20 protein-coding genes are annotated in these 24,655 nt (G+C 52.0%); 9 read left to right on the top strand and 11 right to left on the bottom strand.

What is annotated here, in order from left to right; all coding sequences use genetic code 11:
* Positions 1-3: 3 nt before the first annotated feature.
* The 5 genes from INP77_RS14230 to INP77_RS14210 all read right to left on the bottom strand — a co-directional run bounded on the left by INP77_RS14230 (position 4) and on the right by INP77_RS14210 (position 5,128).
* Complete coding sequence (locus INP77_RS14230) at positions 4-513, bottom strand: M23 family metallopeptidase (protein ID WP_194749737.1); 510 nt, start codon at positions 511-513, stop codon at positions 4-6.
* Between the two features lie 44 nt (positions 514-557).
* On the bottom strand, positions 558-1,889 hold the full coding sequence (gene creD / locus INP77_RS14225; RefSeq protein WP_194749736.1) for a cell envelope integrity protein CreD: 1,332 nt from the start codon (positions 1,887-1,889) through the stop codon (positions 558-560).
* A gap of 95 nt (positions 1,890-1,984) precedes the next feature.
* Entirely contained in the window at positions 1,985-3,424 is a 1,440-nt protein-coding gene (creC, locus tag INP77_RS14220) for a two-component system sensor histidine kinase CreC (protein ID WP_194749735.1), read from the bottom strand.
* A 7-nt stretch (positions 3,425-3,431) separates the two neighbouring features.
* Entirely contained in the window at positions 3,432-4,115 is a 684-nt protein-coding gene (gene creB, locus INP77_RS14215) for a two-component system response regulator CreB (RefSeq protein WP_194749734.1), read from the bottom strand.
* Between the two features lie 83 nt (positions 4,116-4,198).
* Complete coding sequence (locus INP77_RS14210; protein ID WP_194749733.1) at positions 4,199-5,128, bottom strand: quinoprotein relay system zinc metallohydrolase 2; 930 nt, start codon at positions 5,126-5,128, stop codon at positions 4,199-4,201.
* 103 nt (positions 5,129-5,231) lie between these two features.
* Between INP77_RS14210 and INP77_RS14205 the strand changes: the two genes are divergently transcribed.
* Positions 5,232-5,828, top strand: a complete 597-nt coding sequence (locus INP77_RS14205; protein WP_194749732.1) for a cytochrome b — start codon at positions 5,232-5,234, stop codon at positions 5,826-5,828.
* Positions 5,829-6,125: 297 nt separating this feature from the next.
* Complete coding sequence (locus INP77_RS14200) at positions 6,126-7,736, top strand: glycosyltransferase family 39 protein (RefSeq protein WP_194749731.1); 1,611 nt, start codon at positions 6,126-6,128, stop codon at positions 7,734-7,736.
* Positions 7,737-7,741: 5 nt separating this feature from the next.
* Here INP77_RS14200 and hemE read toward each other — a convergent pair whose 3' ends face one another.
* The 5 genes from hemE to INP77_RS14175 form a co-directional block, all read right to left on the bottom strand.
* Entirely contained in the window at positions 7,742-8,806 is a 1,065-nt protein-coding gene (hemE, locus tag INP77_RS14195; RefSeq protein WP_194749730.1) for a uroporphyrinogen decarboxylase, read from the bottom strand.
* A gap of 171 nt (positions 8,807-8,977) precedes the next feature.
* Positions 8,978-10,405, bottom strand: coding sequence for a glutamate synthase subunit beta (locus INP77_RS14190; RefSeq protein WP_194749729.1), 1,428 nt, complete (start codon positions 10,403-10,405; stop codon positions 8,978-8,980).
* A gap of 88 nt (positions 10,406-10,493) precedes the next feature.
* Complete coding sequence (locus INP77_RS14185; protein ID WP_194749783.1) at positions 10,494-15,164, bottom strand: glutamate synthase-related protein; 4,671 nt, start codon at positions 15,162-15,164, stop codon at positions 10,494-10,496.
* Positions 15,165-15,585: 421 nt separating this feature from the next.
* Complete coding sequence (gene hemL, locus INP77_RS14180; RefSeq protein WP_194749728.1) at positions 15,586-16,866, bottom strand: glutamate-1-semialdehyde 2,1-aminomutase; 1,281 nt, start codon at positions 16,864-16,866, stop codon at positions 15,586-15,588.
* Between the two features lie 106 nt (positions 16,867-16,972).
* On the bottom strand, positions 16,973-17,902 hold the full coding sequence (locus tag INP77_RS14175) for a trypsin-like peptidase domain-containing protein (protein ID WP_368667948.1): 930 nt from the start codon (positions 17,900-17,902) through the stop codon (positions 16,973-16,975).
* A gap of 206 nt (positions 17,903-18,108) precedes the next feature.
* On the opposite strand from INP77_RS14175, the gene INP77_RS14170 reads away from it, so the two are divergent.
* Both INP77_RS14170 and gndA read left to right on the top strand, forming a co-directional pair.
* The gene (locus tag INP77_RS14170; protein WP_194749726.1) at positions 18,109-18,849 is read left to right on the top strand and encodes a dienelactone hydrolase family protein; all 741 of its coding nucleotides are present in this window, start codon (positions 18,109-18,111) and stop codon (positions 18,847-18,849) included.
* A 167-nt stretch (positions 18,850-19,016) separates the two neighbouring features.
* Positions 19,017-20,531 (top strand): NADP-dependent phosphogluconate dehydrogenase, encoded by a 1,515-nt coding sequence (gene gndA, locus INP77_RS14165; protein ID WP_194749725.1) that lies wholly within the window; start codon positions 19,017-19,019, stop codon positions 20,529-20,531.
* A 287-nt stretch (positions 20,532-20,818) separates the two neighbouring features.
* Here the strand turns inward: gndA and INP77_RS14160 are convergent, their stop codons facing one another.
* Positions 20,819-20,998, bottom strand: coding sequence for a hypothetical protein (locus INP77_RS14160; protein ID WP_194749724.1), 180 nt, complete (start codon positions 20,996-20,998; stop codon positions 20,819-20,821).
* A gap of 336 nt (positions 20,999-21,334) precedes the next feature.
* On the opposite strand from INP77_RS14160, the gene thiS reads away from it, so the two are divergent.
* The 5 genes from thiS (at position 21,335) to INP77_RS14135 (ending at position 24,643) form a co-directional block, all read left to right on the top strand.
* Complete coding sequence (gene thiS / locus INP77_RS14155; protein ID WP_194749782.1) at positions 21,335-21,538, top strand: sulfur carrier protein ThiS; 204 nt, start codon at positions 21,335-21,337, stop codon at positions 21,536-21,538.
* Between the two features lie 51 nt (positions 21,539-21,589).
* On the top strand, positions 21,590-22,372 hold the full coding sequence (locus INP77_RS14150; RefSeq protein ID WP_194749781.1) for a thiazole synthase: 783 nt from the start codon (positions 21,590-21,592) through the stop codon (positions 22,370-22,372).
* A 2-nt stretch (positions 22,373-22,374) separates the two neighbouring features.
* Entirely contained in the window at positions 22,375-22,758 is a 384-nt protein-coding gene (apaG, locus tag INP77_RS14145; protein ID WP_194749723.1) for a Co2+/Mg2+ efflux protein ApaG, read from the top strand.
* A 167-nt stretch (positions 22,759-22,925) separates the two neighbouring features.
* Positions 22,926-24,083, top strand: a complete 1,158-nt coding sequence (locus INP77_RS14140) for a murein transglycosylase A (protein WP_368667947.1) — start codon at positions 22,926-22,928, stop codon at positions 24,081-24,083.
* Positions 24,044-24,643: a chorismate lyase gene (locus INP77_RS14135; protein WP_228518957.1), complete on the top strand. Its 600-nt coding sequence runs from the start codon at positions 24,044-24,046 to the stop codon at positions 24,641-24,643. The genes INP77_RS14140 and INP77_RS14135 overlap by 40 nt, the downstream gene beginning before the upstream one ends.
* The last annotated feature ends 12 nt before the right edge of the window (positions 24,644-24,655 follow it).

Here is a 24,655-nt window from a genome sequence, read left to right as displayed (position 1 = left end):
CATTTATTTTGATGGGTCCAAGAGTCGGCCAGGATTGAGATAAAACATTTTTTTCCATCCTTGAGTTTCCAGCGTGAAGTCCGCGATATTGGGTTGCAAGCGAAGAATACTGTAGTGCAGGTGAGGTGGTTTGCCAAATGCATTCCCTGTATTTCCAACCGTACCAATCTGATTTTGTTGATCGACGATTGCCAAAGTGTGGGTTGTAAGGGCATTTAAATGGGCGTAATAGTGTATGCGTCCTTTGGGGGAAAGCATCAAAACGACATTGCCGCCTCTATCGATATTCCCTGTGAAAATAACCAGCCCCGTGCAAGATGCATATACCGGGGTACCTTTTCGCGCAAAAATGTCTATCCCTTTATGAACACCAGACTCGCCCCAGGGCGAAAACCAATAACTGTCACGGTTCCAGTCTTTTGAAGTGGCATGTTGAACTGGCATGCCAATATGCTCTGGCATGACTGCGCAAACAATCATGTAACACAGCAATCCAATCCATACTTTTTTCATGTGCGTATCCTTGAGTAGGCGGGCAGCATGACTGCCCGGATGGTTTACTGGTTGTTTGTTAGGGCATACCAGTTTACTTTTCGGGTGAGCACCATGGTGAGTGTGAGCAGGCTGAAAATTAGCAACGCCCCCATCAGTAAGGCATTGTCTTCGGAGATCAAGATGCCATAGAGCGTGGCATAAAGTAGGCCAAGCTTGGCTGAGAATGCGACGCCATAGCGGGTACTTTGCATGACGTTGGTCAGGTAGTAGCCGATTAACCCGATGCACGCAAGACTGGCAATTAAGTAGGCAGGTCCGAATCCTATATGTTCTGCCAGTGAAATTAGCAGTAAATAAAATACTGCCATAGCCAGGCCAACCAAGGTGTATTGTGCCGGGTGAATTCTCAGCTGCTTCATCAGCTCAAAAATAAAGAAACCCGCAAAGGTCAGTCCAATAAATAACAAACCATATTTAGTGGCACGATCTGACATGCTGTAGATGTTGATGGGCTCTATAAAGCCGACTGAGATGGCTTCAAGCGTCAAGTTGCCGGCGTTATGGCTTAATCCTGTGAGCAGTTTTTCCTGAATATTGCTTGCCAGGGAGGAGGTCTCCCATTGTGCTGAAAAGCCTTTGCTATCGATATGCTGGCTTGCAGTATCCGGTAGAAAATTGCCATCGAAATGAGGGTGCTGCCAAGACGAGCGTAAGCGTACGTGATTGTTATCGGCTAACGGAATGAGATTGAATTGCTGCATGCCTCGCAGATGAAGATTCAGTTTAAATTTAATGGTTGACTGCTCGGATTGAATATTGCCCAAATCTGCATGAATCCCCGTATTCAGTAAACTGACCTGGGTGCCTTGTTTCAAAGGCAGTGTCTGACTACCCCAATGCAATACAGGCTGCCCGTCTATTCCACGGGTGTCACTGAGCCCAATGACCAGTTTTGCGTCCCCAAGGCGAATACTGCCATTACGATGCTGGGTCTGTATCTTAATTTTATTTAAATTGAATACGCCTGAAATATCACCATTAAACTGATACATGAGTGCTTTAAATAGCCCCAGTTTTTTATAGTTGTGTGCAAAGTCGCCAGTCACTTCCATAGTGCTAGGTAACAGGTAAAAAAGCCCTTCATCCTGATGCTCTATCACTTTGGCCTCTTTGTCTTTGCCTACTGTTTCCGTGTAATGCTCGGCATAAGGAATGATTAGAATGGGGCCGGTAACTGTTTGCGCTTGGGTGGAGGATTTTGCAATATTGTTTTCAACAGTTGTCTGCCTTTGTTGACGTTCAATAATCAAATCATTCACAAACCCCAAGGTCATCGACATCAGGAGAATGAGCGCCAGGATGCCGATGGATTTGTATAAAAGAGATTTCTGCATTTCAAACTCCTTGATAAAAGAGTTTGCAGCATAAAAGCGCCTGGTGAAGCCTTGTTGTGTTGAATGTGAAGCGAGTGTGAAGTGCTGTGAGTAAGTTAAACACGCCAGGACAGTGTAGCGAGTACCCCCTGTGTCGCAGCATTAATGACGGTGACGTGACCATGATGCAGTGACATGATTTGCTGCACAAAGTTAAGGCCTAATCCTGTGCTTTTCTGACCTGCGCGAGGGGTGTTGGCAGGTCGAGGTAGCGAGTAAAACTTCTCGGTGATCTTGTCCAGTGCATAGTCAGGGATGCCGCTGCCTCTGTCCATAATTTTGAGTTGGACCGTTTGGCCAGACCGGCTCAAATCAATTTGAATATGACTGTTGTCCGGGCTGAAATCCAGAGCGTTCTCTAACAGGTTGCTAATGGCCTGACCGCAGAGAAAAGCGTCTCCTTCAATAGACAGTGATGGATCAAGTGTCGCTAACAGTTTGATATTCCTCTGGTTGGCCCGGTCTTGGATGAGTTGGAGCTGTTGTTCGACCAGATCAGAGAGGTCGATACTTATCGGATGCGTAAGGGCTTGCTGTTGTTCCAGCGCGGCTAAACCAAGAATATTTTGTACCATCTGATGCAGACGATTGGCTTGTATCTTGATACTGTTTAGAAATTTTGCACGATCCTGTTCTGGCATTTCAGGCGTCATCAACTCCATGGCCGCTTGAATGGCTGTCAGGGGGCTTTTTAGTTCATGCGTCAATTGATGAATCGCTTCTTGCACATGCTGGTGTCCATCGAGTTCTTCTCGCATGGTTTTCATGGCTTGCGCCAGTTCTGCCAATTCGTCATTGCTAGAGTTCGGTGCGACGGCCTTCTTACCCTTGCTGACTGCGATGGCATAATCCCTTAATCGATGAATGGCACGCGTGAAGCGCCAAGTGAATAACATCCCCAGGCACAAAGACAATACTAGCAAGAGTAAACCCCAGCGCATGATTTTTGCCTGGGCATGCAGAATAAATGGTTGCATCGTGCCGTTGGATTTGGCGACAGTGAGTACGCCGATCAACTTGCCGTTGTCAGTGATAGGTGCCGCGACATACATCACCGTCTCGCCATCAGGCTTTGCCTGGTCTACAGGTGTCGTCCGTGCCCCATATTTGTGATTCAGTGTCAGATAGACATCATTCCAGCGCGAATAGTCTTGCCCCTCACTCTCGTGCTTGGAGTCAAAGACTACAATACCTTTGTGATCGGTGATGTAAACATGGTAGTCTGCGGTGCGTTTGGGAATGCCCCAAATGCTTGCTACTCCTGGCATCTGTTGATAGTCGGATAGTCCACGTGCAAATATCCCGTGTTGAATATTGCCTTGTTTCAGGTCCTCTTTCGCCAGTTGCGCTAATAAACGAGCGGTGTCTACCAAGGTATCTTCCATGGCTTGCCTTACGCCCGGTTTTACCTCATCGACAAACACTGTCAAGACAAACCAGCCGGATAGACCGACGAGCAAAAAATAGCCAAGAAAAATTTTAAGGCTGATTTTCATGTAGTGGTTATCGCAGCAGGCTGTAACCCATGCCTCTATGCGTCACAATCAGCTCTCTCTCGGGTAGATCGTGCAGCGTTGAAATTTCTCGGAGTTTTTGACGCAAGGTTTTAATGTGGGTATCTACTGTTCGATCCGTTGAGTCTTCAGATGACTGCCAGATACTGTCCATTAATGTGGCGCGTGAGAATACACGGTGGGGCTGCAAAATCATGGATTTCAATAGCAGGTATTCATAACGTGTCAGGTGTAATAGCTGTTGTTGATAATAGATTCTACTACCATGTTCATCCAGTTGAAATCCGTTAGGAGAGTGCTCTGGCAGTGGCTGCAGCCGTCGTTGAATGGCTTTAATGCGCGCCACCACTTCTCTGGGGCTAAACGGCTTTGTTACATAGTCATCTGCGCCAATTTCTAATCCCAAAATCCTGTCCACCTCATGATTACGCGCAGTTAGAAATAAAATGGGTGTATTGCAAAAGTGTCTTAAGCGCTTGCAAACATCGAACCCTGTCATATCTGGGAGTCCGATATCTAGAATAATCATATCAAATGACTGTTTCAGGGTGATGTCCAGCGCTTGTTGACCGAGGCTGACATGTGTTGTTTGAATTTTCTCTGCCTGACAAGCATAGATTAAAGTCTCGGCAATCGAGAGTTCATCTTCAACAATCAGAATGGATAAGGACATCCTCGCATTGTAAAACAGAACGTGTTGTGACATGACAGCAAGAGAGATAGCAGACCATAAGTGTAATGTTTACATCGCTGCGCTTATTCCCATTCCAGTTGCGGGTAAACCACATTGACATTGCGCCGGTTGGCGATGTCGAACAATACCCAGTTGTCATGCTCAGAGGCGGCTGCAGTGTCCATGGTTTGTTCCATGCTGATGCCTTTTTTGATGCTGTTTCTGATATCGCTCAATAACAAGTTGAGATAGCGTAACTCGTTGCCAATGATGGTTTTCTGGTCGCTGCTTTCTAACCCATGGCCGGGGACGATGAGCGAGTATGGTTGCTGGTTGATTTGCTCCAGCACGGCGATCAAGCCTTTGAGGTCGCCTTCTACCACTGGCGTCCGTTGCGCAAACAGCAAGTCGCCCGCAAACAGGGTGTTGGTTTGCGTGTCTAGAATAGTGAGGTCAGTATGGGTGTGGGCCACCTTGCGCGCTTGTAGTTGCAGGATGCGGTGCCCCAGGTCCAGCGACTGCTCAGCATGCACAAGGGTATCCGGGGGGATGGTGGGGCTTGCCGCACCGTCAGCCCCCAGTAGGCGCGCATTCAGTTTTTCATATTGCTCCTTGCGCAGCAGCATGTTAGTGGCCAGTTTTTCGTGACCGACAAAGTGGGTAGTGCCATTTTGAAAAGCGGCGTTGCCATAGGTGTGGTCTGGATGGACATGGGTATTGATGACATATCGGATAGGCAAAGGGCTGATGCGGCGAATGGCGGCGAGTAATTGGTCACCGGTATGTTTGCTGCCGCCACTGTCAATCACGGCAATGGCCTCTTGGCCAATAATGACGCCGAGGTTGCAGATGTCGCCCTGATAGCCATCATCAATATCCAGATGCTTGCCATGGTGCACATAGATGCCGTCCGCCACCTGTTTAAATTCAAAGTCGTCGGCCAAGGCCTGGCTACACAGCGTTACAAATACGTATACAAGACGCACACCAAAGCGGTTGATTTTTGATAACATGACGGCTTACCCATGAATGATTCATGCATCATAAACAATTCACGCATGTAGTCATAGTGACCGCTGTCACAGGCTGGTTACATCCATCAACAAAGGAGATTCAATGAGTTCAACCCAGCGTTATACCAAGGTGGCGATTATTCTGCACTGGCTCATCGCACTGGTCATTATTGGCATGTTTGCCCTGGGCTGGTACATGGGCGAGTTGCCAAAAGACGGGCCAAAACAAACGGCCTTTGATCTGTTCGATCTGGGGATCGTCACCTGGCAGATGGATGAGCCGGCTACAGCCCGGACCCTGTATTTTAATCTGCACAAGTCCATCGGCTTTACCTTGCTCTGGCTGGTGATTTTCCGCGTGTACTGGCGTGTGACACATACCCCGCCTGCCATGCTGGCCAGCTATTCAGCGCTGGAGCGTAAGCTGGCGACAGCCGTGCATCACATGCTGTATTTGCTGATGGTCTTGATCCCACTGAGCGGCGTACTCATGACGCTTTATAGCAAGTTCGGCTTGAAGTGGTTTGGGTTGGAGGTGTTCGGCGGGCTGGATAATGCCGATTTGCGCGATGTGTTCAAAGAGTCTCACGAATTGTTCGCCAACCTGATGCTGGCTGCATTTATCGTGCATGTGCTTGGGGCACTCAAACATCAATGGAAAGATAAAGACGAGACCATGTCGCGCATGTCTCTGAAGTAGAAAGAGGATTGCCTGAAAAAAGCCTGCGATTGCAGGCTTTTTTATTTTCCTTTTTCGGCTGATGGTGCCCAAGCGCACTGCAAAAAGTGCACCCGGCTGATTAAACGCATTTATAGCCCTGCAAAAAATGCACAGAGTAAATTGGTTTTGATTATAGGTGGTTGATTGTAAATGTGATTTTATTTGGCATATGCCTTGCTGGTGAGTGCTGGATGTCAGGAATCAACATGGCGCCTATCAGCGTGTGATGACTCCTGACCCGCCATTCAGTCGTTCATCAATCACAAGCGGATAGGCATGTCGCCAGTACAAATAAAACAAAACAGTCATTTGAGTCACTTTCTGTGGTTAGCGGTCACCCTGCTTTGGTTGAGCATAGCCGCCGTTTGTCGGCCACTTACCCTGCCGGATGAAGGCCGCTATGTCGGCATTGCCTGGGAGATGTTGACCTCTGGAAACTGGACGATCCCTCATTTGGATGGCTTGCCATATTTTCATAAACCGCCTTTGTTTTACTGGATCACGGCGGCCAGTTTCAAACTTTTTGGCCCCTCGCTGCTTGCGAGCAGGCTGGCCTCCTTGCTGGCTGCCTTATTGATGGCGATCGCGCTGTATTGGTTTATAGCCAGGCATCTGGACAAAAAAACTGCGGTACTGGCTTTTGTCGCGCTCGTGACGCAGCCATTCTTTTTTGCCAGTGCCCAGTTTGCCAATCTGGATATGTTGGTTGCCAGCATGATTGCCATGACGATCATGCTGGCGGCAGAGTTTACCTGGAGTATTGAACAAGGCCAGCCGGAGCGGAAATATCTGTATATGGCGATGGTGTTTGCTGCCGGAGGCGTTCTGGCCAAGGGCCTGATTGGCATGGTCTTGCCTGTGCTGGTCGTTGGTGGCTGGCTGCTGGTGAGTCGCCGTCTTGCGTATCTAAAGTGTTTTTTCTGTTGGCCAGCGCTGGTATTGTTTTTTCTGATGGCCAGTCCCTGGTTTTTATGCATGGAATCGCAGTTTAAGGGCTTTCTGGAGTACTTTTTTATTCATCACCATGTGCAGCGCTTCACTGGCACGCACTTTAACAATCAGCAGCCGTTCTGGTTTTATCTGCCCGTGCTATTGGCGCTGACCTTGCCCGCTTCTCTGTGGTTGACCCGCTTGCGCAAGCGCGAAGTCCAGCGCTGGAGTTCACGGCAGCAGGATGTGGCCTGGCTGATGGTATGTTGGCTGGCATTGATCCTGCTATTTTTTTCGATCCCGGTTTCCAAACCACTGGGCTACATCATGCCAGTTTTGCCGGCAATGGCGGTCTTGACAGCCATGGGTATGCGGCAAGCCTGGCAGCACCGCTTCCCCAAGCGGTTGTGGGTCACATTTTTGGCGGCGGCAGTGACCTGTGTGATAGCCATGGGGATGGTGATTCAGCACGCGCAAAAAACAGCTTCTTTCCTGCTGGCAACCAAGGTCCAGCCCTTGGTTAGCAAACAGGATCAATTGATTCTGCTCAATAAATACCAGTTTGACTTGATGTTTTATCTGCGGTTATCGCATCCCGCCTGGATGGTGGCTGATTGGCGCACTGCTGAGTATGAGGTGTTGGACGACAGTTGGGAAAAGGAGCTGATAGAGGCCAAGCATTTTGACCCGCAAACAGCGGCAAACCAGTTGTTAACCGAAAGTATGTTGACACAACACGTTTGCCAGCTAGGGCCGCAGCAGGCCGTTTGGGTGGCGGGCGACCCTGGTAACGCCAACCATTTACCCATACTCGCCGGCATCGCGCCGATCGCCACTGTGCGAGATCACTATTTGTGGCGATTCAGTCCCGCGCAAGTCTCACGTTTTTGCCTCGCCCAAACAAGGCCTCGTGAGAGCATCACCGCCCAGTCTGACCGCAATAAGCTCGCGCGGTGACGACCTTATGAGTGATACTGTGGACTCAGCTTGCGCAGGGTTTCCAGCATGCAGGCCGCATGCTCCGGGGGTGTCCATTGCGTGATGCCATGGCCCAGGTTAAACACATGGCCGTGACCATGGCCGTAGCTGGCCAGAATCTGTGCGACTTCTTTTTCGATAGCGGCAGGAGAGCTCAACAGGATCGCCGGGTCCATATTGCCTTGCAACGCCACTTTGTCCCCCACGCGTGCCCGTGCCTGGCCGAGATCCACGCTCCAGTCTAATCCGAGGGCATCGGCACCGATGGCTGCCTGTGACTCCAGCCACAACCCGCCGCCTTTGGTAAACACGATGCTGGGCACCGGTTTGCCTTCTGCGGTTTTAGTGAGGCCAGCGACAATTTTCTGCATGTATTGCAGTGAAAACTCCTGATAGCCTTGATGCGATAAGGCACCCCCCCAAGAGTCAAAAATCATCACCGCCTGTGCACCGGCCGCAATCTGTGCATTGAGGTATTGCGTCACCGTTTGCGCCGTAATCTCCAGAATGCGGTGCAGTAATTCGGGTCTGGCATAGCCCATTTTTTTGGTATTCAAAAAGTCGGTGCCGCCTTTGCCTTCCACCATGTAGGTGGCCAGTGTCCATGGACTGCCTGAAAAACCGATCAAAGGAACACGGCCATTCAGTGCTTGACGGATGCTGCTGACAGCATCAAATACATATTGCAGTTTGGCCATGTCAGGCACGTCCAGTTTGAGGATGTCTGCCTCTTCTTGTAAAGTCCGCTCAAACTTGGGGCCTTCCCCTTCTTCAAAATACAAACCCAGTCCCATGGCATCAGGGACGGTCAATATGTCGCTGAACAGAATGGCCGCATCCAGTTGGGGATAGCGGTCCAGCGGTTGCAGGGTCACTTCGGTGGCAAAGGCCGGGCTCTGGCACAGTTGCATAAAGCTGCCCGCGGTTTTGCGGCTTTCACGGTATTCAGGCAGGTAGCGGCCTGCCTGGCGCATCATCCACACCGGGGTATATTCAGTAGGCTGGCGCAACAGGGCGCGCAGAAAGGTGTCATTTTGAAGAGTGGTCATTTGCTCTGGTTTCGGTTGCCTGCGCTGGTGTGGTCGTACGCACATCAGCTAAAAGCATGATTATAAAGGCCAAGCCATCGTTTCACCTGAAAGAATGCGGTTTTTTTGCGATATGACAAATAAAAACGCCGATGAAAACCATCGGCGTTTTGCGTCTCACGGCAACCTGGACTAGCGTGGCAGAGTAGAGCTGCCCATCAGGAACGCATCGACTTCGCGTGCGCACTGACGGCCTTCACGAATCGCCCAGACCACCAGGGACTGGCCGCGACGTATGTCACCGGCAGCAAAGACTTTGTCCTTGCTGGTTTTGTAACAGCCTTCGCCATCGGTCGTGGCTTTGGCATTGCCGCGATTGTCTTTTTCCACGCCAAACGCTTCCAGCACTTTTTGTACCGGAGAGACAAAGCCCATGGCCAAAAACACCAGATCAGCAGGAATGGTGAACTCTGAACCTGGAATTTCAGACATTTTGCCGTCTTTCCATTCCACACGTGCACCTTTAAGGGCTTTAACCTTGCCGTTCTCGCCGATCAGCTCTTTGGTTGTGATCGACCAGTCCCGGTTTGCGCCTTCTTCATGCGAGCTGGAGGTGCGCATTTTGAGTGGCCAGTTTGGCCACACCATAAATTTGTCTTCTTTTTCAGGCGGCTGAGGCATCAACTCGAACTGGGTGATGCTGGCTGCCCCATGGCGGTTGGAGGTGCCTACGCAGTCAGAACCGGTATCGCCACCGCCGATAACCACCACATGTTTGCCGGTGGCTTTAATCTGGTTAGGGACGTTGTCGCCGGCCACCATTTTGTTGTTAGGGGTCAGGAAGTCCATGGCGAAATGAACACCATCGAGTTCACGACCTGTCACGGGCAGGTCACGTGGCTGTTCTGCGCCACCTGCCAGGATGACGGCATCAAAGTCACGCTCCAGATCGGCCGCGCTGACGTTTTCACCGACATGCTGATTCACCTTGAAGGTCACGCCTTCGGCTTCCATCTGCGCCATCCGGCGGTCAATGTTTGCTTTATCCAGTTTGAAGTCAGGAATGCCATACCGCAGCAAGCCGCCGATACGGTCATTTTTTTCAAACACGGTCACGGCATGGCCCGCGCGAGCAAGTTGTTGTGCTGCGGCGAGGCCTGCGGGGCCAGACCCCACAATCGCCACTGTTTTGCCAGTTTTGTTCGGGTTGATTTGTGGTGTGACCCAACCGTTTTCCCAAGCTTTGTCGATGATGGCGTGCTCGATGGACTTAATCCCGACGGCGTCGTTATTAATGTTCAAGGTGCAGGCTGCCTCGCAAGGGGCGGGGCAGATACGGCCAGTAAAGTCCGGGAAGTTGTTGGTGGAATGCAACACATCAATCGCGCTGCGCCAGTCCTGATGATAGACCAGGTCATTCCAGTCAGGAATGATGTTATTGATTGGACAGCCGGTGGTGCAAAATGGAATGCCGCAATCCATGCAGCGTGCCCCTTGCTGTTTGGCCTGGTCGTCTGTCAAATGCAGGACGAACTCTTTGTAGTTCTTGACGCGATCCTGAACGGGCAGATTTTCTTCTGCCAGTCGGTCAAATTCCATAAAACCTGTGACTTTACCCATGTGAAATCATCTCTTCCCAGTTGCTCGTGACAGACACAACTTTAAACAGCCCCGCCAATCACGCGGGGCATTCAATTAACAAAAACGATTATGCGGCTTGCTTGGCGGAGGCTGCAGCCATTTCGGTCAGTGCGCGTTTGTATTCGTTCGGGAATACTTTAACAAATTTTGCACGCGCGGCTGACCAGTCGGCCAACAGTTCTTTTGCTCGAGGGCTGCCTGTCAACGCCAGGTGCTGCTCGATCAAGCCTTTAAGAATCACTTCGTCTGGCTGGCCTAGGTGTTGTACTTTGCCAACATCTGCTTCCGCCGCTTCGACTTTTTCCAGTGACACCATGCTCATATTGCAGCGTTTGGCAAACTGGCCGTCAATGTCGTAGACATAGGCAATGCCGCCACTCATCCCGGCTGCAAAGTTCTGGCCGGTCTGACCCAGTACCACCACGGTCCCGCCAGTCATGTATTCGCAACCATGGTTGCCTACGCCTTCAACCACGGCAGTTGCGCCTGAGTTACGTACGCAGAAGCGCTCACCCGCCACACCGCTCAAGAAGCTGCTGCCTGTGGTCGCACCGTACATCACGGTGTTACCAACGATGATGTTTTCATAGGATAAGCCACGGAATGTTGCAGGTGGTTTGATAATGATCTGACCACCACACAGGCCTTTACCCACGTAGTCGTTGCCTTCACCTGTCAGCTCAAAGGTAATGCCCTTGGCCAGGAATGCCGCAAAACTCTGACCGGAGGTGCCAGTGAATTTGACGTGGATGGTACCGTCGGGCAGACCGGCGTTGCCATAACGGCTCGCCACTTCGTGTGACAGCATGGTACCTGCTGTACGGTTAGTGTTCACAATTGGCAACTCAAGCGTAACTTTTTCGCCTTTTTCCAACGCCGGTTTAGCCAATGCGATCAATTTGTTATCCAATGCTTTGGCGATGCCGTGATCTTGCACGTCATTGTTTTTGCGTGCCACACTGGCTGGCATGTCTGGCAAGTGGAATACTTTGCTGAAGTCCAGGCCATTGATCTTCCAGTGCTCGATGCCGGCTTTCATGTCCAGCAAATCGGCACGGCCGATCAAGTCATCAAACTTGGCAATGCCCATGCTGGCCATCAGTTCACGCACTTCTTCAGCGACAAAGAAGAAGTAATTCACGACATGCTCAGGCTGGCCGGTAAACTTCTTACGCAGCTCTGGATCTTGGGTGGCAACACCGACCGGGCACGTGTTCAAGTGACACTTACGCATCATGATACAGCCTTCAACCACCAGCGGTGCGGTGGCAAAGCCAAATTCGTCCGCACCCAGCAGTGCGCCAATCAGCACGTCACGGCCGGTTTTCATCTGGCCATCGACTTGCAGCACGACGCGACCACGTAACTGGTTGAGTACCAGCGTCTGCTGCGTTTCAGCCAGACCAAGCTCCCATGGCGTGCCTGCGTGTTTGATCGAAGAAATTGGTGAGGCACCTGTCCCGCCGTCATGGCCAGCGACCACGATGTGATCAGACTTGGCCTTGGCCACACCCGCTGCCACGGTACCGATGCCGGTTTCTGACACCAGTTTGACCGAAATCGAGGCTTTTGGATTGGCGTTTTTCAGGTCATGAATCAGCTGTGCCAAATCTTCAATCGAGTAAATGTCGTGATGTGGTGGTGGAGAGATCAAGCCGACGCCAGGCACCGAGAAGCGCAATTTCGCAATGTAGGGCGACACTTTATGGCCAGGCAACTGACCGCCTTCCCCAGGCTTGGCACCTTGTGCCATTTTGATCTGGATCTGGTCAGCGCTGCTCAGGTATTCGGCGGTCACGCCAAAGCGGCCAGAGGCCACCTGCTTGATGCGTGAGCGCAAAGAGTCACCCGCTTGCATTGGCACATCGGCTTCAATCAAATCTGTGCCCAATACGGTGGCCAGGCTGGATTCTGTTTGGACCGGAATAAAGCGTTTGACGTCTTCACCGCCTTCGCCAGTATTGGACTTGCCGCCAATCCGGTTCATGGCAATCGCCAAGGTGGCGTGCGCTTCGGTTGAAATGGAGCCCAAAGACATGGCGCCTGTGGCAAAGCGTTTAACAATCTCTTTGGCCGATTCCACCTGATCCAATGGGATCGCTTTACCCGCCGGTTTGATTTCAAACAGTCCGCGCAAGGTCATGTGGCGACGTGTCTGATCGTTGATCAGTGCGGCGTACTCTTTGTAAGTTTCGTATTTGCCAGTCCGGGTCGCGTTCTGCAATTTGCTGATCGACATCGGCGTCCACAAGTGCTCTTCACCGCGCACACGGAAGGCGTATTCACCGCCCGCTTCCAATGCATTGGAGAGCACGGGGTCATTCCCAAATGCTTGCATGTGCATGCGTACAGTTTCTTCGGCAACTTGCTCCAGACCGATGCCTTCAATCTGGCTGACCGTGCCAGTGAAATAGTCATTCACAAACTGGCTATTGAGGCCGATCGCTTCAAAAATCTGTGCGCCGCAGTAAGACTGGTAGGTCGAGATGCCCATTTTGGACATGACTTTGTACAAGCCTTTGCCGATCGCCTTGACGAAGTTTTTGCCGGCTTTTTCAACATCGCCGGTCATGGTCTTGATGGTTTCGTACACCAGCCATGGGCAAACAGCTTCCGCACCATAGCCTGCCAGCAGGGCAAAATGGTGTACTTCACGGGCTGAGCCTGTATCAATTACCAGGCCGGTGCTGGTACGCAAGCCGGCTTTGACCAGAAACTCATGCGTGGCCGAGCAGGCCAGCAGGGCTGGAATGGCAATGCGGTTCGCTGCGACGGCACGGTCCGAGAGGATCAGTACGTTATAGCCGTCATGCACGGCTTTTTCGGCTTGGTCGTGCAAGACGTCCAGGGCCTGTTTCATGCCGGTTTTACCTAAGGCGGCATCATAAGTCAGGTCAAGGACGATGGACTTGAACTGGCCTTTGGTCAAAGACTCAATCTGTTTGAGTTTTTCCAGGCCTTCCAGGCTCAACACTGGCTGGCCGCTTTCCAAACGCAATGGCGGATTGGTCTCATCAATCGCCAACAGATTGGGTTTAGGGCCGATAAATGTCACCAGTGACATCACCAGCTCTTCACGGATTGGGTCAATCGGCGGGTTGGTCACTTGTGCAAACAACTGTTTAAAGTAGTTGTACAGTGTCTTGGCTTTATTGGACAGCACGGGCAAGGCCGCGTCGTTCCCCATGGAGCCTGAGCCCTCTTCGCCGTTGTCTATCATGGGTTGCAAGACAAACTTCAAGTCTTCCTGAGAGTAACCAAAGGCTTGTTGGGTATCCAGCAAATCCGCGTTCAGGCTGGCTTCGCCAGTGCCTACGCCAGGCAAGTCGGTCAAATGGAAGCGGGTTTGTTCAATCCACTGGCGGTAAGGTTTGGCTTGTGCCAGTTCAGTTTTGACTTCTTCGTCGTCGATAATGCGGCCTTGCTCCATGTCGATCAGCAACATTTTGCCTGGCTGCAAACGCCATTTTTTAACGATTTTTTCTTGTGGGAAAGTGATCACACCCATTTCAGACGCCATCATGACGATGTCGTCTTCGGTCACCAGATAGCGGGCTGGGCGCAAGCCATTCCGGTCCAGCGTGGCACCAATCATTTTACCGTCAGTAAACGCGACTGCAGCCGGGCCGTCCCATGGCTCCATCAGTGCCGCGTGGTATTCATAGAACGCACGGCGGTCTTCGTCCATTAATGGGTTGCCTGCCCAGGCTTCCGGGATCAGCATCATCATGGCGTGTGGCAGGCTATAGCCACCAGCCACCAGCAGCTCAAGACAGTTATCAAAGCAGGCGGAGTCGGACTGGCCTTCTGCAATCAGTGGCCACAGTTTTTCCAGGTCTTCACCCAGCACCGCAGATTTCATGGTCTCATGACGGGCGGCCATCCAGTTCACGTTGCCTTGAACGGTATTGATTTCACCGTTGTGTGCAATCATGCGGAAGGGGTGGGCCAGATCCCAGGCTGGAAAGGTGTTGGTAGAGAAACGCTGGTGTACCAGCGCAAGCGCTGAAATCACGCGCTCATCTCTCAAATCTTTGTAGTACACGCCCACTTCATTAGCCAGCAGCATGCCTTTGTAGACGATGGTGCGCGAAGAGAAGGAAGGCATGTAAAACTGTGCCTTGTCTTGTAGGTTCAGTGCGCGAATCGCGTGTTCAATGCGTTTGCGGATCACAAAGCATTTGCGTTCAAAGGTGTTGCTGTCGGTCACGGTGCTGGCAATAAACACCTGGCGCATCACAGGCTCAACCGCGCGGGCGGCGTCGGCAATATTGCTGTTGTCGACCGGCACATCACGCCAGCCCAGCAGGGTTTGATTTTCTTCTGCAATGATTTTGGCAAAGATGGCTTCGCATTGCGCGCGGTTGTCTGCGTTTTGTGGCAGAAATGCCTGACCGACGGCGTATTGTCCGGCTGCTGGCAAGGTCATGCTCAGCTTGGCAGCCTCTTCGCGCATAAAGGTATCTGGCATCTGCATCAGCAAGCCCGCGCCGTCACCCAGTTTAGGGTCGTAACCGGTCGCGCCGCGATGGGTCAGGTTGTCCAGCAGTTGCAGGCCTTTAGCGACAATGTCGTGGCTTTTCTGGCCTTTAATATGGGCGACAAAGCCCACGCCACAGCTATCTTTCTCGTGGCGTCTGTCATATAAACCCTGGGATTGCGGAGCTAAACCGAATTGGTCGTCCCGGGCGGTTGCGGTATCTTGAGAAGCACTCATCAGGTTGTTGTCAGACTGCATGTCCATTGCCAGATTCTTCACTTACAAAACATTTGGAGGAACCTTCAATGATACCGTTAAAGTTTAGCAATTTCAATTGTTTAGCCTGCGTTAAATAACGGATAAAGGCATTTTATTTTTTAGTTGAGAATGGTTTTTATTTACCAATTAATTGCGCTTTAATTTACACAAATACCAGAGAGCTAACAGGGTTTTAAAATGGCGTGGCTCTGTTGAGTCTGTTGCGCTTGTAAGGCTGTTTATCCCTGAGCAGAGCGCCCCAGGCGCGGCCATGGATCAGAGATTGCGATTGGATTGCCTCATCATGGACGGCCTGCCAGAAGGTGTCAGGCCGCTCAGGGGCGTCATCCGGGATGGTCGGTGATGTGGGAATTCGTTTGCGTGGCGAGCCTGAGAGGCAATCGCCACGCAACCGCTTGGCTTACAGGCTGGCAAAGGCTTGTTCGGCCGCCTGTACGGTTTGGGCGATATCGGCATCGGTATGTGCCGCCGAGACAAAGCCCGCCTCAAATGCAGATGGCCCCAGATAAATGCCGCTGTTCAGCATGCTGTGGAAGAAGTGATTAAAGGCATTTTTATCTGCCTGCATCATGTCGGCGTAGCTGGTGGGGTTGCTGGCGCTAAAATAGAGGCCAAACATGCCGCCTACGCTTTGTGCGCTAAATGTGACGCCCGCTTTGTGTGCTGCCTGCTTCATGCCGTCCATTAACTGCGCTGTTTTTGCCGTCAGTGCCTCATAAAAGCCGGGTGCCTGGATCAGTTTGAGGGTGGTCAGCCCGGCGGTCACTGCCACGGGATTGCCTGATAGGGTGCCCGCCTGGTAAACCGGCCCTAGTGGGGCCAGTACGCTCATGATGTCTTTGCGGCCACCAAAGGCGCCTACGGGCAGGCCGCCTCCAATGACTTTGCCCAGGGTCGTCATGTCCGGTCTAATGCCATACAGTGCCTGTGCACCGCCCAGTGCCACGCGGAAGCCGGTCATGACTTCATCAAAAATCAGCACCGTGCCATGCTGAGTGCACAGTTCACGCAAAGTGGTTAAGAACTCGCGGTGAGGCACAATCAGGTTCATATTGCCGACTACTGGCTCCAGAATCACGCAGGCAATCTCGTCCCCCATGCTGGCAAAGGTGTCTTTGAGCATTTGCGAGTTGTTGTAATCGAGCGTCAGGGTGTGCGCAGCGACTTCTGGCGGGACACCGGCGGAGCTGGGTTCGCCAAAGGTGAGCAAGCCGGACCCAGCCTTCACGAGCAAGGCATCGGCATGGCCGTGGTAACAGCCTTCAAATTTGATGATTTTATTGCGTTTGGTAAAGCCACGGGCCACGCGAATGGCACTCATGGTCGCTTCGGTCCCGCTGCTGACCAGGCGTACTTGTTCCATGCTGGGCACAAGTTGATTAATTAATTCAGCCATTTCGAGCTCGAGGCCGGTTGGCGCGCCAAAACTCAGGCTGTTGGCAGCCGCTTGCTGCACGGCCGCAACAACTTCCGGGTGGGCATGTCCCAAAATCATGGGGCCCCAGGAGTTGATGTAGTCAATGTATTCTTTACCATCCGCATCCCAGAGCTTGGAGCCGAGGCCCTTTTTGAAAAAGATGGGCGTGCCACCGACGCTACGAAACGCGCGTACCGGCGAGTTGACGCCGCCTGGAATCAGTTGCTGGGATTTTTCAAACAGTTGCTGGTTGCGAGAGGTCATGACGGAGCAATCGGATAAACATTAAAAACGCTATTCTAGCAGAGCCTCTGGGGTTGAGCATGCGTACGCTTGGCCGGATGGCTTGTGGTTAGCGAGTGTGCCCAAGCTATTGAGTCTGGCTGGCGAGCTGTTGAAGGTGGCGCTCAGCCTCCGCCTGCAAGCTTGGCTGCGCGGATTGTTGAGCGAGCAAGGCCAGTCCTGACCAAGCTTCCAGATAATTCGGCTCCAGCGTGGTGGCCTGTAAATAGGCTTGTTGGGCTGCGGCGAGGTGCCCTTGCCCATGTAGCGCACTGGCTAAATAAAAGTGTGCTTCTGCAGCCTCTGCTTGCTGGCTTAACCAAGTGCGCGCGATCTGCTCTACGGCTGGCCAGTCGCTGTTTTGGTAAGGAATCACCACTTGCATCCAGAACGGGCGCTCATTCAGCGGCAAGTCCCAAAAGGGAGTGGCGTCGGCCTGAATGCTGTTGCTGGCTTGTTTGCCAAGCAGCGTTTGTATCCACTCGACCGGCACACTATAAAAGTAGGCCTGTTTGCCGGGACTTTTAAACGTGCTTAAAGCAACCAGTTCGCCTGTCTGGTTAAAGGTCGGGCTGCCACTGGCGCCCATGATAAACGCGGCATCGGTGCGCACAATCAGGCTGTCATCATAGGGGTACAAGGCTTTCACATGGCCTGCGATGGTTTGTGGCTTGGGCGGACCACCTGGAAAGCCGATGGAAAAGACGGCATCACCATAATGTAAGGCGGCGGTTGTGCCCAGCTTGACTGGCGGCAGTTCCAGATATTGAAATTTCAACAGGCAGATATCGTGTTTCCAGTCCGCGACCATGCCAACCGGGCTGACGCTATCACCGAATTTGGAAACGCTAACGCCGCTGCTGTTCGCCAGCACATGGCAATTGGTAGCCATTGTATCTGGCGCCACAACCACGCCGCTGCCGACGCCGTGACCGCCCGTTTGCGTCATGCTGTGCACTTTTACCACCGAGGCTTTCAGTCGGTAAACCAGCTCATGGTCGAGCTCGGCATGGGCCACCAAAGCGCTCGTGCTGAAGAGTATGAAGCAAACAAGATTGAATGAGGGGCGCATACAAACTCCCATGGTTGGTGATGAAGGCAAGCTACCTCGACTTTGTCAGCCGGAATTGCAAAAAATTCTGCTTGCCCTGACACAATATCTGTGAAAAGCCATGCAAACAGCGCTAGAATAGCCGGTATTTTTTGATTGTTTAAGGATTTATCATGCTGATTACGAGCGAAATCGTTGATTTGGACACCCCGACCGGGGTGATGCGTACTTATGTTCATCGTCCAAAACACGATGGCAAAGTGCCTGCGGTTTTGTTTTACTCTGAAATTTTTCAGCAGACCGGTCCGATTGAGCGCGCAGCGCGCTTTTTAGCAGGGCATGGTTATGCCGTGCTGGTGCCTGAAGTGTTCCATGAGTTGAATCCGATTGGCACGGTATTGGGCTATGACGATGCTGGCCGTGACAAAGGCAATGCGGACAAAATGGCCAAAGATGTGCAGGCCTACGACACGGATAACCGCGCCATGATTGACTATCTGAACAAGCAAGCCTGGTATGACGGCAATTTGGGTGCGGCCGGTTTTTGTATCGGTGGTCACCTGGCTTTCCGTGCAGCTTTGCAACCCGAAGTCAAAGCGACGGCCTGTTTCTATGCCACCGATTTGCACACCAACATTATCCCGAACCAGCCTGGTCAGCACAGCATGGACCGTGTCGGCGAAATCAAGGGCGAGTTGCTTATGATCTGGGGCAAGCAAGACCCTCATATCCCGGGAGATAAGCGTGCAGAGCTGTATAACCGCTTTGCCGCGGTGCCCGGACTGCATTACACCTGGCATGAATTTAATGGACAACATGCCTTCATGCGCGATGAAGGGGAACGTTACGATGCGCAGCTGGTCAACATTGGATATCAATTGACCTTGCAGATGTTCGGTAACGTACTCAAGTAACCGACTGGAACACTTGAGCGAAAGAAAACTAAGGTGCTGAAAATGTTATGCCAGTTGCGATTCTCAAAACAACTTGCATGGGATATTCAATACATACCCTAGTCCAAGCACAGGCCAAAAGCCTGTGCTTTTTTTTCAACTAAATTAACCATTGTTTAGAGAGAATTATGACTATAAAAAATGCGGATATTGGATTGGTAGGATTGGCAGTGATGGGCCAAAACCTGGCGCTTAACATTGCTGATCACGGCTATACCATTGCGGTCTATAACCGTGACCCGAAAAAAATGCTGAACTTCATCGAGGAGTGTAAAAAGAATGAGCCCTCACACGAACGTGTGGTGGGGCATGCTGATTTGGCCTCTTTTGTACTGAGCATCAAGCGTCCACGCAAGATTGTGTTGCTGGTGAAAGCCGGGAGCGCGACCGATGTGACCATTAATGCCCTGTTACCTTTCCTGGAGCAAGGGGACATTATTATTGATGGCGGTAATGCGCTGTGGACGGACACCATCCGTCGCGAAAAAGAGCTTGCTGCCAAAGGCATTGAGTTTATTGGTTCCGGCGTGTCTGGTGGTGAAACCGGTGCCCGCTTTGGTCCATCGCTGATGCCTTCCGGTACACGCAAGGCCTGGGCTAGTCTGGAGCCCATCTGGCGCGATATTGCAGCCAAAGTGGATCCTGTGACCGGTGCCCCGTTAGAAGGTGGCGCACCTGGCAAACCAGTTCAGGGTGGGTTCTCTTGCGCGGAATATATCGGCCCGGACGGTGCAGGTCACTATGTAAAAATGGTGCACAACGGTATCGAGTACATCGATATGCAGTTGATTTGCGAAGCCTACTGGCTGATGAAAAATCTGCTGGGCATGCCGGCCGATGAAATCGGCAAAGTGTTTGCCGAGTGGAACAAAGGTGAGCTGTCCAGCTTCCTGATTGAAATTACGGCCGATATCCTGCAGCAAAAAGATCCGGCTGGCAAAGGCTTCCTGGTTGACCAGATTCTCGATACGGCAGGCCAAAAAGGCACCGGCCAGTGGACGGCGGCCAATGCGCTCGAGTTGGGGGCGCCCGCCAATGCGATTGCAGCTGCCGTCTATGCGCGTGCATTATCCAGCCTGAAAGAGGAGCGTGTTGAAGCCAGCAAGATCCTCAAAGGTCCAGTGATTGTGCAAGAGAAGGACAAAGTTGCCACCATTGAGGCGATCAAGAATGCCTTGTATTGCTCTAAAATCTGCGCCTACGCACAAGGCTTCCAGCTGATTGATAAGGCACAAGTGGCTTACAACTGGAAACTCAACTTCGGTGAAATTGCCCAGATCTGGCGTGGCGGTTGTATCATCCGTGCGCGCTTCCTCCAAAAAATCACCGATGCTTATGCATTGAACTCACGCCTGAAAAACCTGATGCTGGATCCATACTTCACCAATGCGATGAACGAAGGTCAGGCAGGCTGGCGTAAAGTGATTGCGTTGGCTGTGACCAATGGCATTCCTGCACAAGGCTTCGCGGCGGCATTAGCTTACTATGATGGCTACAGAAGTGCTGACTTGCCAGCCAACCTGTTGCAAGGCCAGCGTGACTACTTTGGCGCACATACCTATGAGCGCAAAGATCAGCCACGTGGTCAGTTCTTCCACTTAGATTGGCCAGAAGCTGGTCGTCCACAGCTATCGGTTGAGTAATCTGCAGTTATCGCATGATAGCAGTGACCGCTCTTACAGGTAGTCGCTGCTTTTGAGTCAACCGCTGAAAATAAAAAAGATGGCGATAAAAGCCATCTTTTTTATTTGTCTCATCATTACCTCTACTTTAACGCAGAGACTTCGATATCGCAGTCGTTGCGCAATTTTTGGGTAAAGGGCGCCCGAAGTGAGTTTTCACATATTTCCGGCTAACCCAAGATTGGATTCAAGCATCCAACCTGAAAATCAGTGACCCGTTGCGGGGTCGGTTTGAAACGCCCTGTGTATTAAACGCAGTCGCAACTCGATTCCAAAAAGCGATGAAGCTCGTTGATTGCTTTCAGGTGTTGCTGTTCTTCGGCAAACGCTTTAGCGTTGGGAGCAGCATTGTTGAGGCTAGGGGCGTAAATTTCATCAATCAAGAAATGTTGTGATGAAACGGCTTGGTAGGATTCTACGATTTGCATTTTTACTCTTCCTTTTGGGATTCTCAATATTCATTACACAAAACAACGAATTGTGTTCGCCGTGCTTGTGGCGCCAAAATTAACAAAAAGTTCATTCTGCAGCAATGCGGAATTTGCCGTAGTGACCAAACTTGTCAAATTCTTCAGGCATATTTGTATCGCTACAACATTAAAGCAAACATGGTGCCATGTTCACGCTTAAAATAACGCATACTCCTCCAGGTTGGATGACACGTGTTGAAGATGGCTTGAAACCATGTGACGTAAAAACTGAAAGCCAAATCCGCTGATTTTTCGTAGAATAACGGCTTGTTTAATAAAACCTTTAAAAGCAGCATGCAAATTTTCGTCAATGGTAAAGCCATGCAACTTGCCGCAGAGGCCATGAGTGTGCAAGCGTTGGTCGAGCAGATGCAACTGACAGGCAAGCGCATTGCGATTGAGCGTAATGGCGATATTGTGCCACGTAGTCAGTTTGCCCACGTGCAGTTACACGCGGATGACAAGCTGGAAATCGTCGGTGCGGTCGGTGGCGGTTAAGCCCGATCTCATCAGCGTTATGCAGCTAAGAATGGAATAGAAAGTTTAATGATGAATGATGCTTTAGTGATTGCCGGTCAATCTTATCAATCCAGACTGTTGGTTGGCACCGGCAAATACCAGGACTTTACGCAGACACGCGCTGCGATAGACGCCAGTGGCGCTGAAATTATTACCGTGGCCATCCGCCGGACCAATATCGGTCAACATGCAAGCGAACCTTCTCTGCTGGAGTATTTGCCGCCGAACGAATTTACTTATCTGCCGAATACCGCGGGTTGTTACAGTGCTGAAGAAGCTGTGCGCACCTTGCGTCTGGCACGTGAACTGCTGGATGATCACCGCCTGGTCAAGCTGGAGGTGTTGGGCGATCCGAATACCTTGTATCCGAATGTGACCGAAACCATTGCTGCAGCCAAAACGCTGGTCAAAGAAGGCTTTGAGGTCATGGTGTATACCTCGGATGACCCGATCATCGCCAAGCAGCTGGAGGAAATTGGCTGTGTGGCAGTGATGCCCTTGGCCTCGCTGATTGGTTCCGGCATGGGGATTTTAAATCCATGGAATCTGCAAATTATCATCGAAAATGCCAAGATTCCGGTCTTGGTGGATGCTGGCGTAGGCTGTGCGTCTGATGCGGCGATTGCGATGGAGCTAGGTTGTGCCGGCGTATTGATGAATACTGCGATTGCGGCTGCGCGTGACCCGGTGTTGATGGCAGGCGCCATGAAAAAAGCCATTGAGGCTGGCCGGGAATCCTTTTTAGCCGGACGTATGGCGAAAAAACTGTATTCTGCCAGCCCTAGCTCACCAACCACTGGCATGATAGGATAAATGTGACCGAACGCGCCCTCTATGCCTGTCAGGTGTCTGTCGAGACAGAGTACTTGCCTGATCAGTCTTCGCCGGAAACGGGGCAGTACATCTATGCCTATACGATTACGATCCGCAATATCGGGCAAACGCCTGCGCAGCTGATCAGTCGACACTGGGTGATTACCGATGCCATGCAACAGGTGCGGGAAGTCAAAGGGCTGGGGGTGGTCGGCGAGCAGCCCTTGCTGGCGCCCGATGCAGAATACCGCTATACCAGTAGCGTCATGTTCAGTACACCCAGTGGGGAAATGTATGGCACTTATCAGATGGTGGCCGTCGATGGGCACTGGTTTGAAGTCGATATCCCGACGTTCTGGTTGCATCAGGCAGCCGGGCTGCATTAAACCGCACGCGCAAACATTTGCCTCGTCTGCTGTCTGCTGCATGAGGCCGTAGACCCATCAATGGTCTTTAAGTTGAAGTCACAAACGTGTTAACCATCAAAAACAGTTCTGTCATCCGTCTATGTCTTGTCCTTTCCAGTCTGCTATGGCTGGCAGGATGTCAAACGGTGCCAACGCCGGACACCTCGGGCAGAACATCGCCAGCTCCGAGCAAGCCTGCGGTTGAAACGCCCGGTACGAGTGGCAGTGTCCCGCCTGTTACGCCATCACAAGCCTTTGCCTTGCTCCAGCCCGCGCAGTGGGCCGACCTGCCAGGGTTAGAAAAAGAAGACTGGGTCGCCAGCTGGAAGGCATGGCTACAAGGATGTCAGGGGCTCAAAAACAAAGCGGACTGGAAAGCGGTTTGTGCTGCCGCGCTCTTGGTGCAGTCTGAGGATGTGTCTGCCATTCAGGCCTACTGGCAGCAATATTTTAATGTGTATGCCACGCGGCAGGCAGATGGCACCTCGCAGGGCTTGATCACCGGCTATTATCAGCCTGTGTTGCAAGGGGCTAGGCAAGCAAGTCCGCGTTACCGCGTCCCGCTTTATCAAGTGCCGTCGGATTTGATTACCGTGAATTTGTCGGCATTGTTTCCCGAGCTCAAGTATAAACGCGTGCGTGGCCGCTTGCAGGGTCAAACGCTGATTCCCTATTACACGCGGGCAGAAATTGAGCAGCCGCAATCGCCGTTGAATGGCAGTGAGTTAATCTGGGTCAGCGATCCGGTAGAAGCATTTTTTCTGCAGGTACAGGGGTCGGGCATCATTGCGCTTGAAAACGGCGAGCGTGTTCCCGTAGGTTACGCCGACCAGAATGGGCACCCTTACCAGTCTATTGGCAAGATCCTGGTGGAGCGCGGAGAAATGACTGCCAGCGAGGCCTCCATGCAGGGGATCAAGTCTTGGGCACAGCAGCATCCCGAGCAGTTACGCGGTTTGCTGGATGCGAATCCCAGTTATGTGTTTTTCAAGTTGCTGCCACCGGGGTTGTCCGGTCCACTGGGTGCATTAGGGGTGCCGCTCACAGCTGCGCGTAGTGTTGCCGTCGATCCGTTTTACATTCCCCTGGGCGCCCCGGTCTATCTGGCGACCACTTACCCCAATGATGTGGCACCTTTGCAGCAATTGATGCAAGCCCAGGATACAGGCGGGGCGATCAAGGGTGGGGTGCGTGCCGATGTGTATTGGGGAGAAGGCGAGGCTGCTGGCAAACTGGCGGGGGCCATGCGCCAACAAGGAAAAATATGGGTGTGGTTGCCCAAAACGTTTCCCTTGCCACATTGACCGAGATGCGGCAACTGAAGCAATCTTCTGAGCGGGCCTGGCAACGCGCGGTTGTTGGTCAAACCCCCTTTAGGTCCTGGTTGCAGGAAAGGGGTTCATTAACTGCCCGCCTGAAAAAACACTATCCGGCGTTTTCGGTGGAGCTGTTGGCGCAAGCCTGGCGCAAGCCGCATGTAGACGAACAGGCCATGTTGCGCCTGCATGCGATGTCCCGTGCATGGGTGCGAGAAGTCATGTTGCGCGGAAACGGCCAGCCGCGCGTGTTTGCGCATAGTGTCATCGCGCGTCAGGATTTGCGCGGACCATGGTGCCGATTGCGTGCAATCGGGCGGGTGCCGCTCGGGGCAGCGCTGTTTGCCAATCCTAAAGTCACACGTGGGCCGTTGCAGTTCCGCAAATTGTACGCACAGCATCCCTTGCATCAGGCGGTATGCCGCTATCATCCGCAGTTGCAGCAATATCCCCTTTGGGCAAGGCGCTCCTTGTTCCGTCTGCATCATCACCTTTTGCTGGTGACAGAAGTGTTTTTGCCTGCTTGTGTGGATCATCCCCATGATTAATTTTTTAATCGG

It is taken from the genome of Methylophilus sp. 13, assembly GCF_015354335.1.
GTDB classification, from domain to species: Bacteria; Pseudomonadota; Gammaproteobacteria; order Burkholderiales; family Methylophilaceae; genus Methylophilus; species Methylophilus glucosoxydans.
This window is presented reverse-complemented; position numbering and strand designations above follow the sequence as displayed.

What these genes read in the sequence shown, in the direction of transcription:
- INP77_RS14230 (WP_194749737.1), bottom strand. Translation starts at nt 513, where the DNA reads ATGAAAAAAGTATGGATTGGATTGCTGTGTTACATGATTGTTTGCGCA.
- creD (WP_194749736.1), bottom strand. Translation starts at nt 1,889, where the DNA reads ATGCAGAAATCTCTTTTATACAAATCCATCGGCATCCTGGCGCTCATT.
- creC (WP_194749735.1), bottom strand. Translation starts at nt 3,424, where the DNA reads ATGAAAATCAGCCTTAAAATTTTTCTTGGCTATTTTTTGCTCGTCGGT.
- creB (WP_194749734.1), bottom strand. Translation starts at nt 4,115, where the DNA reads ATGTCCTTATCCATTCTGATTGTTGAAGATGAACTCTCGATTGCCGAG.
- INP77_RS14210 (WP_194749733.1), bottom strand. Translation starts at nt 5,128, where the DNA reads ATGTTATCAAAAATCAACCGCTTTGGTGTGCGTCTTGTATACGTATTT.
- INP77_RS14205 (WP_194749732.1), top strand. Translation starts at nt 5,232, where the DNA reads ATGAGTTCAACCCAGCGTTATACCAAGGTGGCGATTATTCTGCACTGG.
- INP77_RS14200 (WP_194749731.1), top strand. Translation starts at nt 6,126, where the DNA reads ATGTCGCCAGTACAAATAAAACAAAACAGTCATTTGAGTCACTTTCTG.
- hemE (WP_194749730.1), bottom strand. Translation starts at nt 8,806, where the DNA reads ATGACCACTCTTCAAAATGACACCTTTCTGCGCGCCCTGTTGCGCCAG.
- INP77_RS14190 (WP_194749729.1), bottom strand. Translation starts at nt 10,405, where the DNA reads ATGGGTAAAGTCACAGGTTTTATGGAATTTGACCGACTGGCAGAAGAA.
- INP77_RS14185 (WP_194749783.1), bottom strand. Translation starts at nt 15,164, where the DNA reads ATGCAGTCTGACAACAACCTGATGAGTGCTTCTCAAGATACCGCAACC.
- hemL (WP_194749728.1), bottom strand. Translation starts at nt 16,866, where the DNA reads ATGACCTCTCGCAACCAGCAACTGTTTGAAAAATCCCAGCAACTGATT.
- INP77_RS14170 (WP_194749726.1), top strand. Translation starts at nt 18,109, where the DNA reads ATGCTGATTACGAGCGAAATCGTTGATTTGGACACCCCGACCGGGGTG.
- gndA (WP_194749725.1), top strand. Translation starts at nt 19,017, where the DNA reads ATGACTATAAAAAATGCGGATATTGGATTGGTAGGATTGGCAGTGATG.
- INP77_RS14160 (WP_194749724.1), bottom strand. Translation starts at nt 20,998, where the DNA reads ATGCAAATCGTAGAATCCTACCAAGCCGTTTCATCACAACATTTCTTG.
- thiS (WP_194749782.1), top strand. Translation starts at nt 21,335, where the DNA reads ATGCAAATTTTCGTCAATGGTAAAGCCATGCAACTTGCCGCAGAGGCC.
- INP77_RS14150 (WP_194749781.1), top strand. Translation starts at nt 21,590, where the DNA reads ATGAATGATGCTTTAGTGATTGCCGGTCAATCTTATCAATCCAGACTG.
- INP77_RS14135 (WP_228518957.1), top strand. Translation starts at nt 24,044, where the DNA reads ATGGGTGTGGTTGCCCAAAACGTTTCCCTTGCCACATTGACCGAGATG.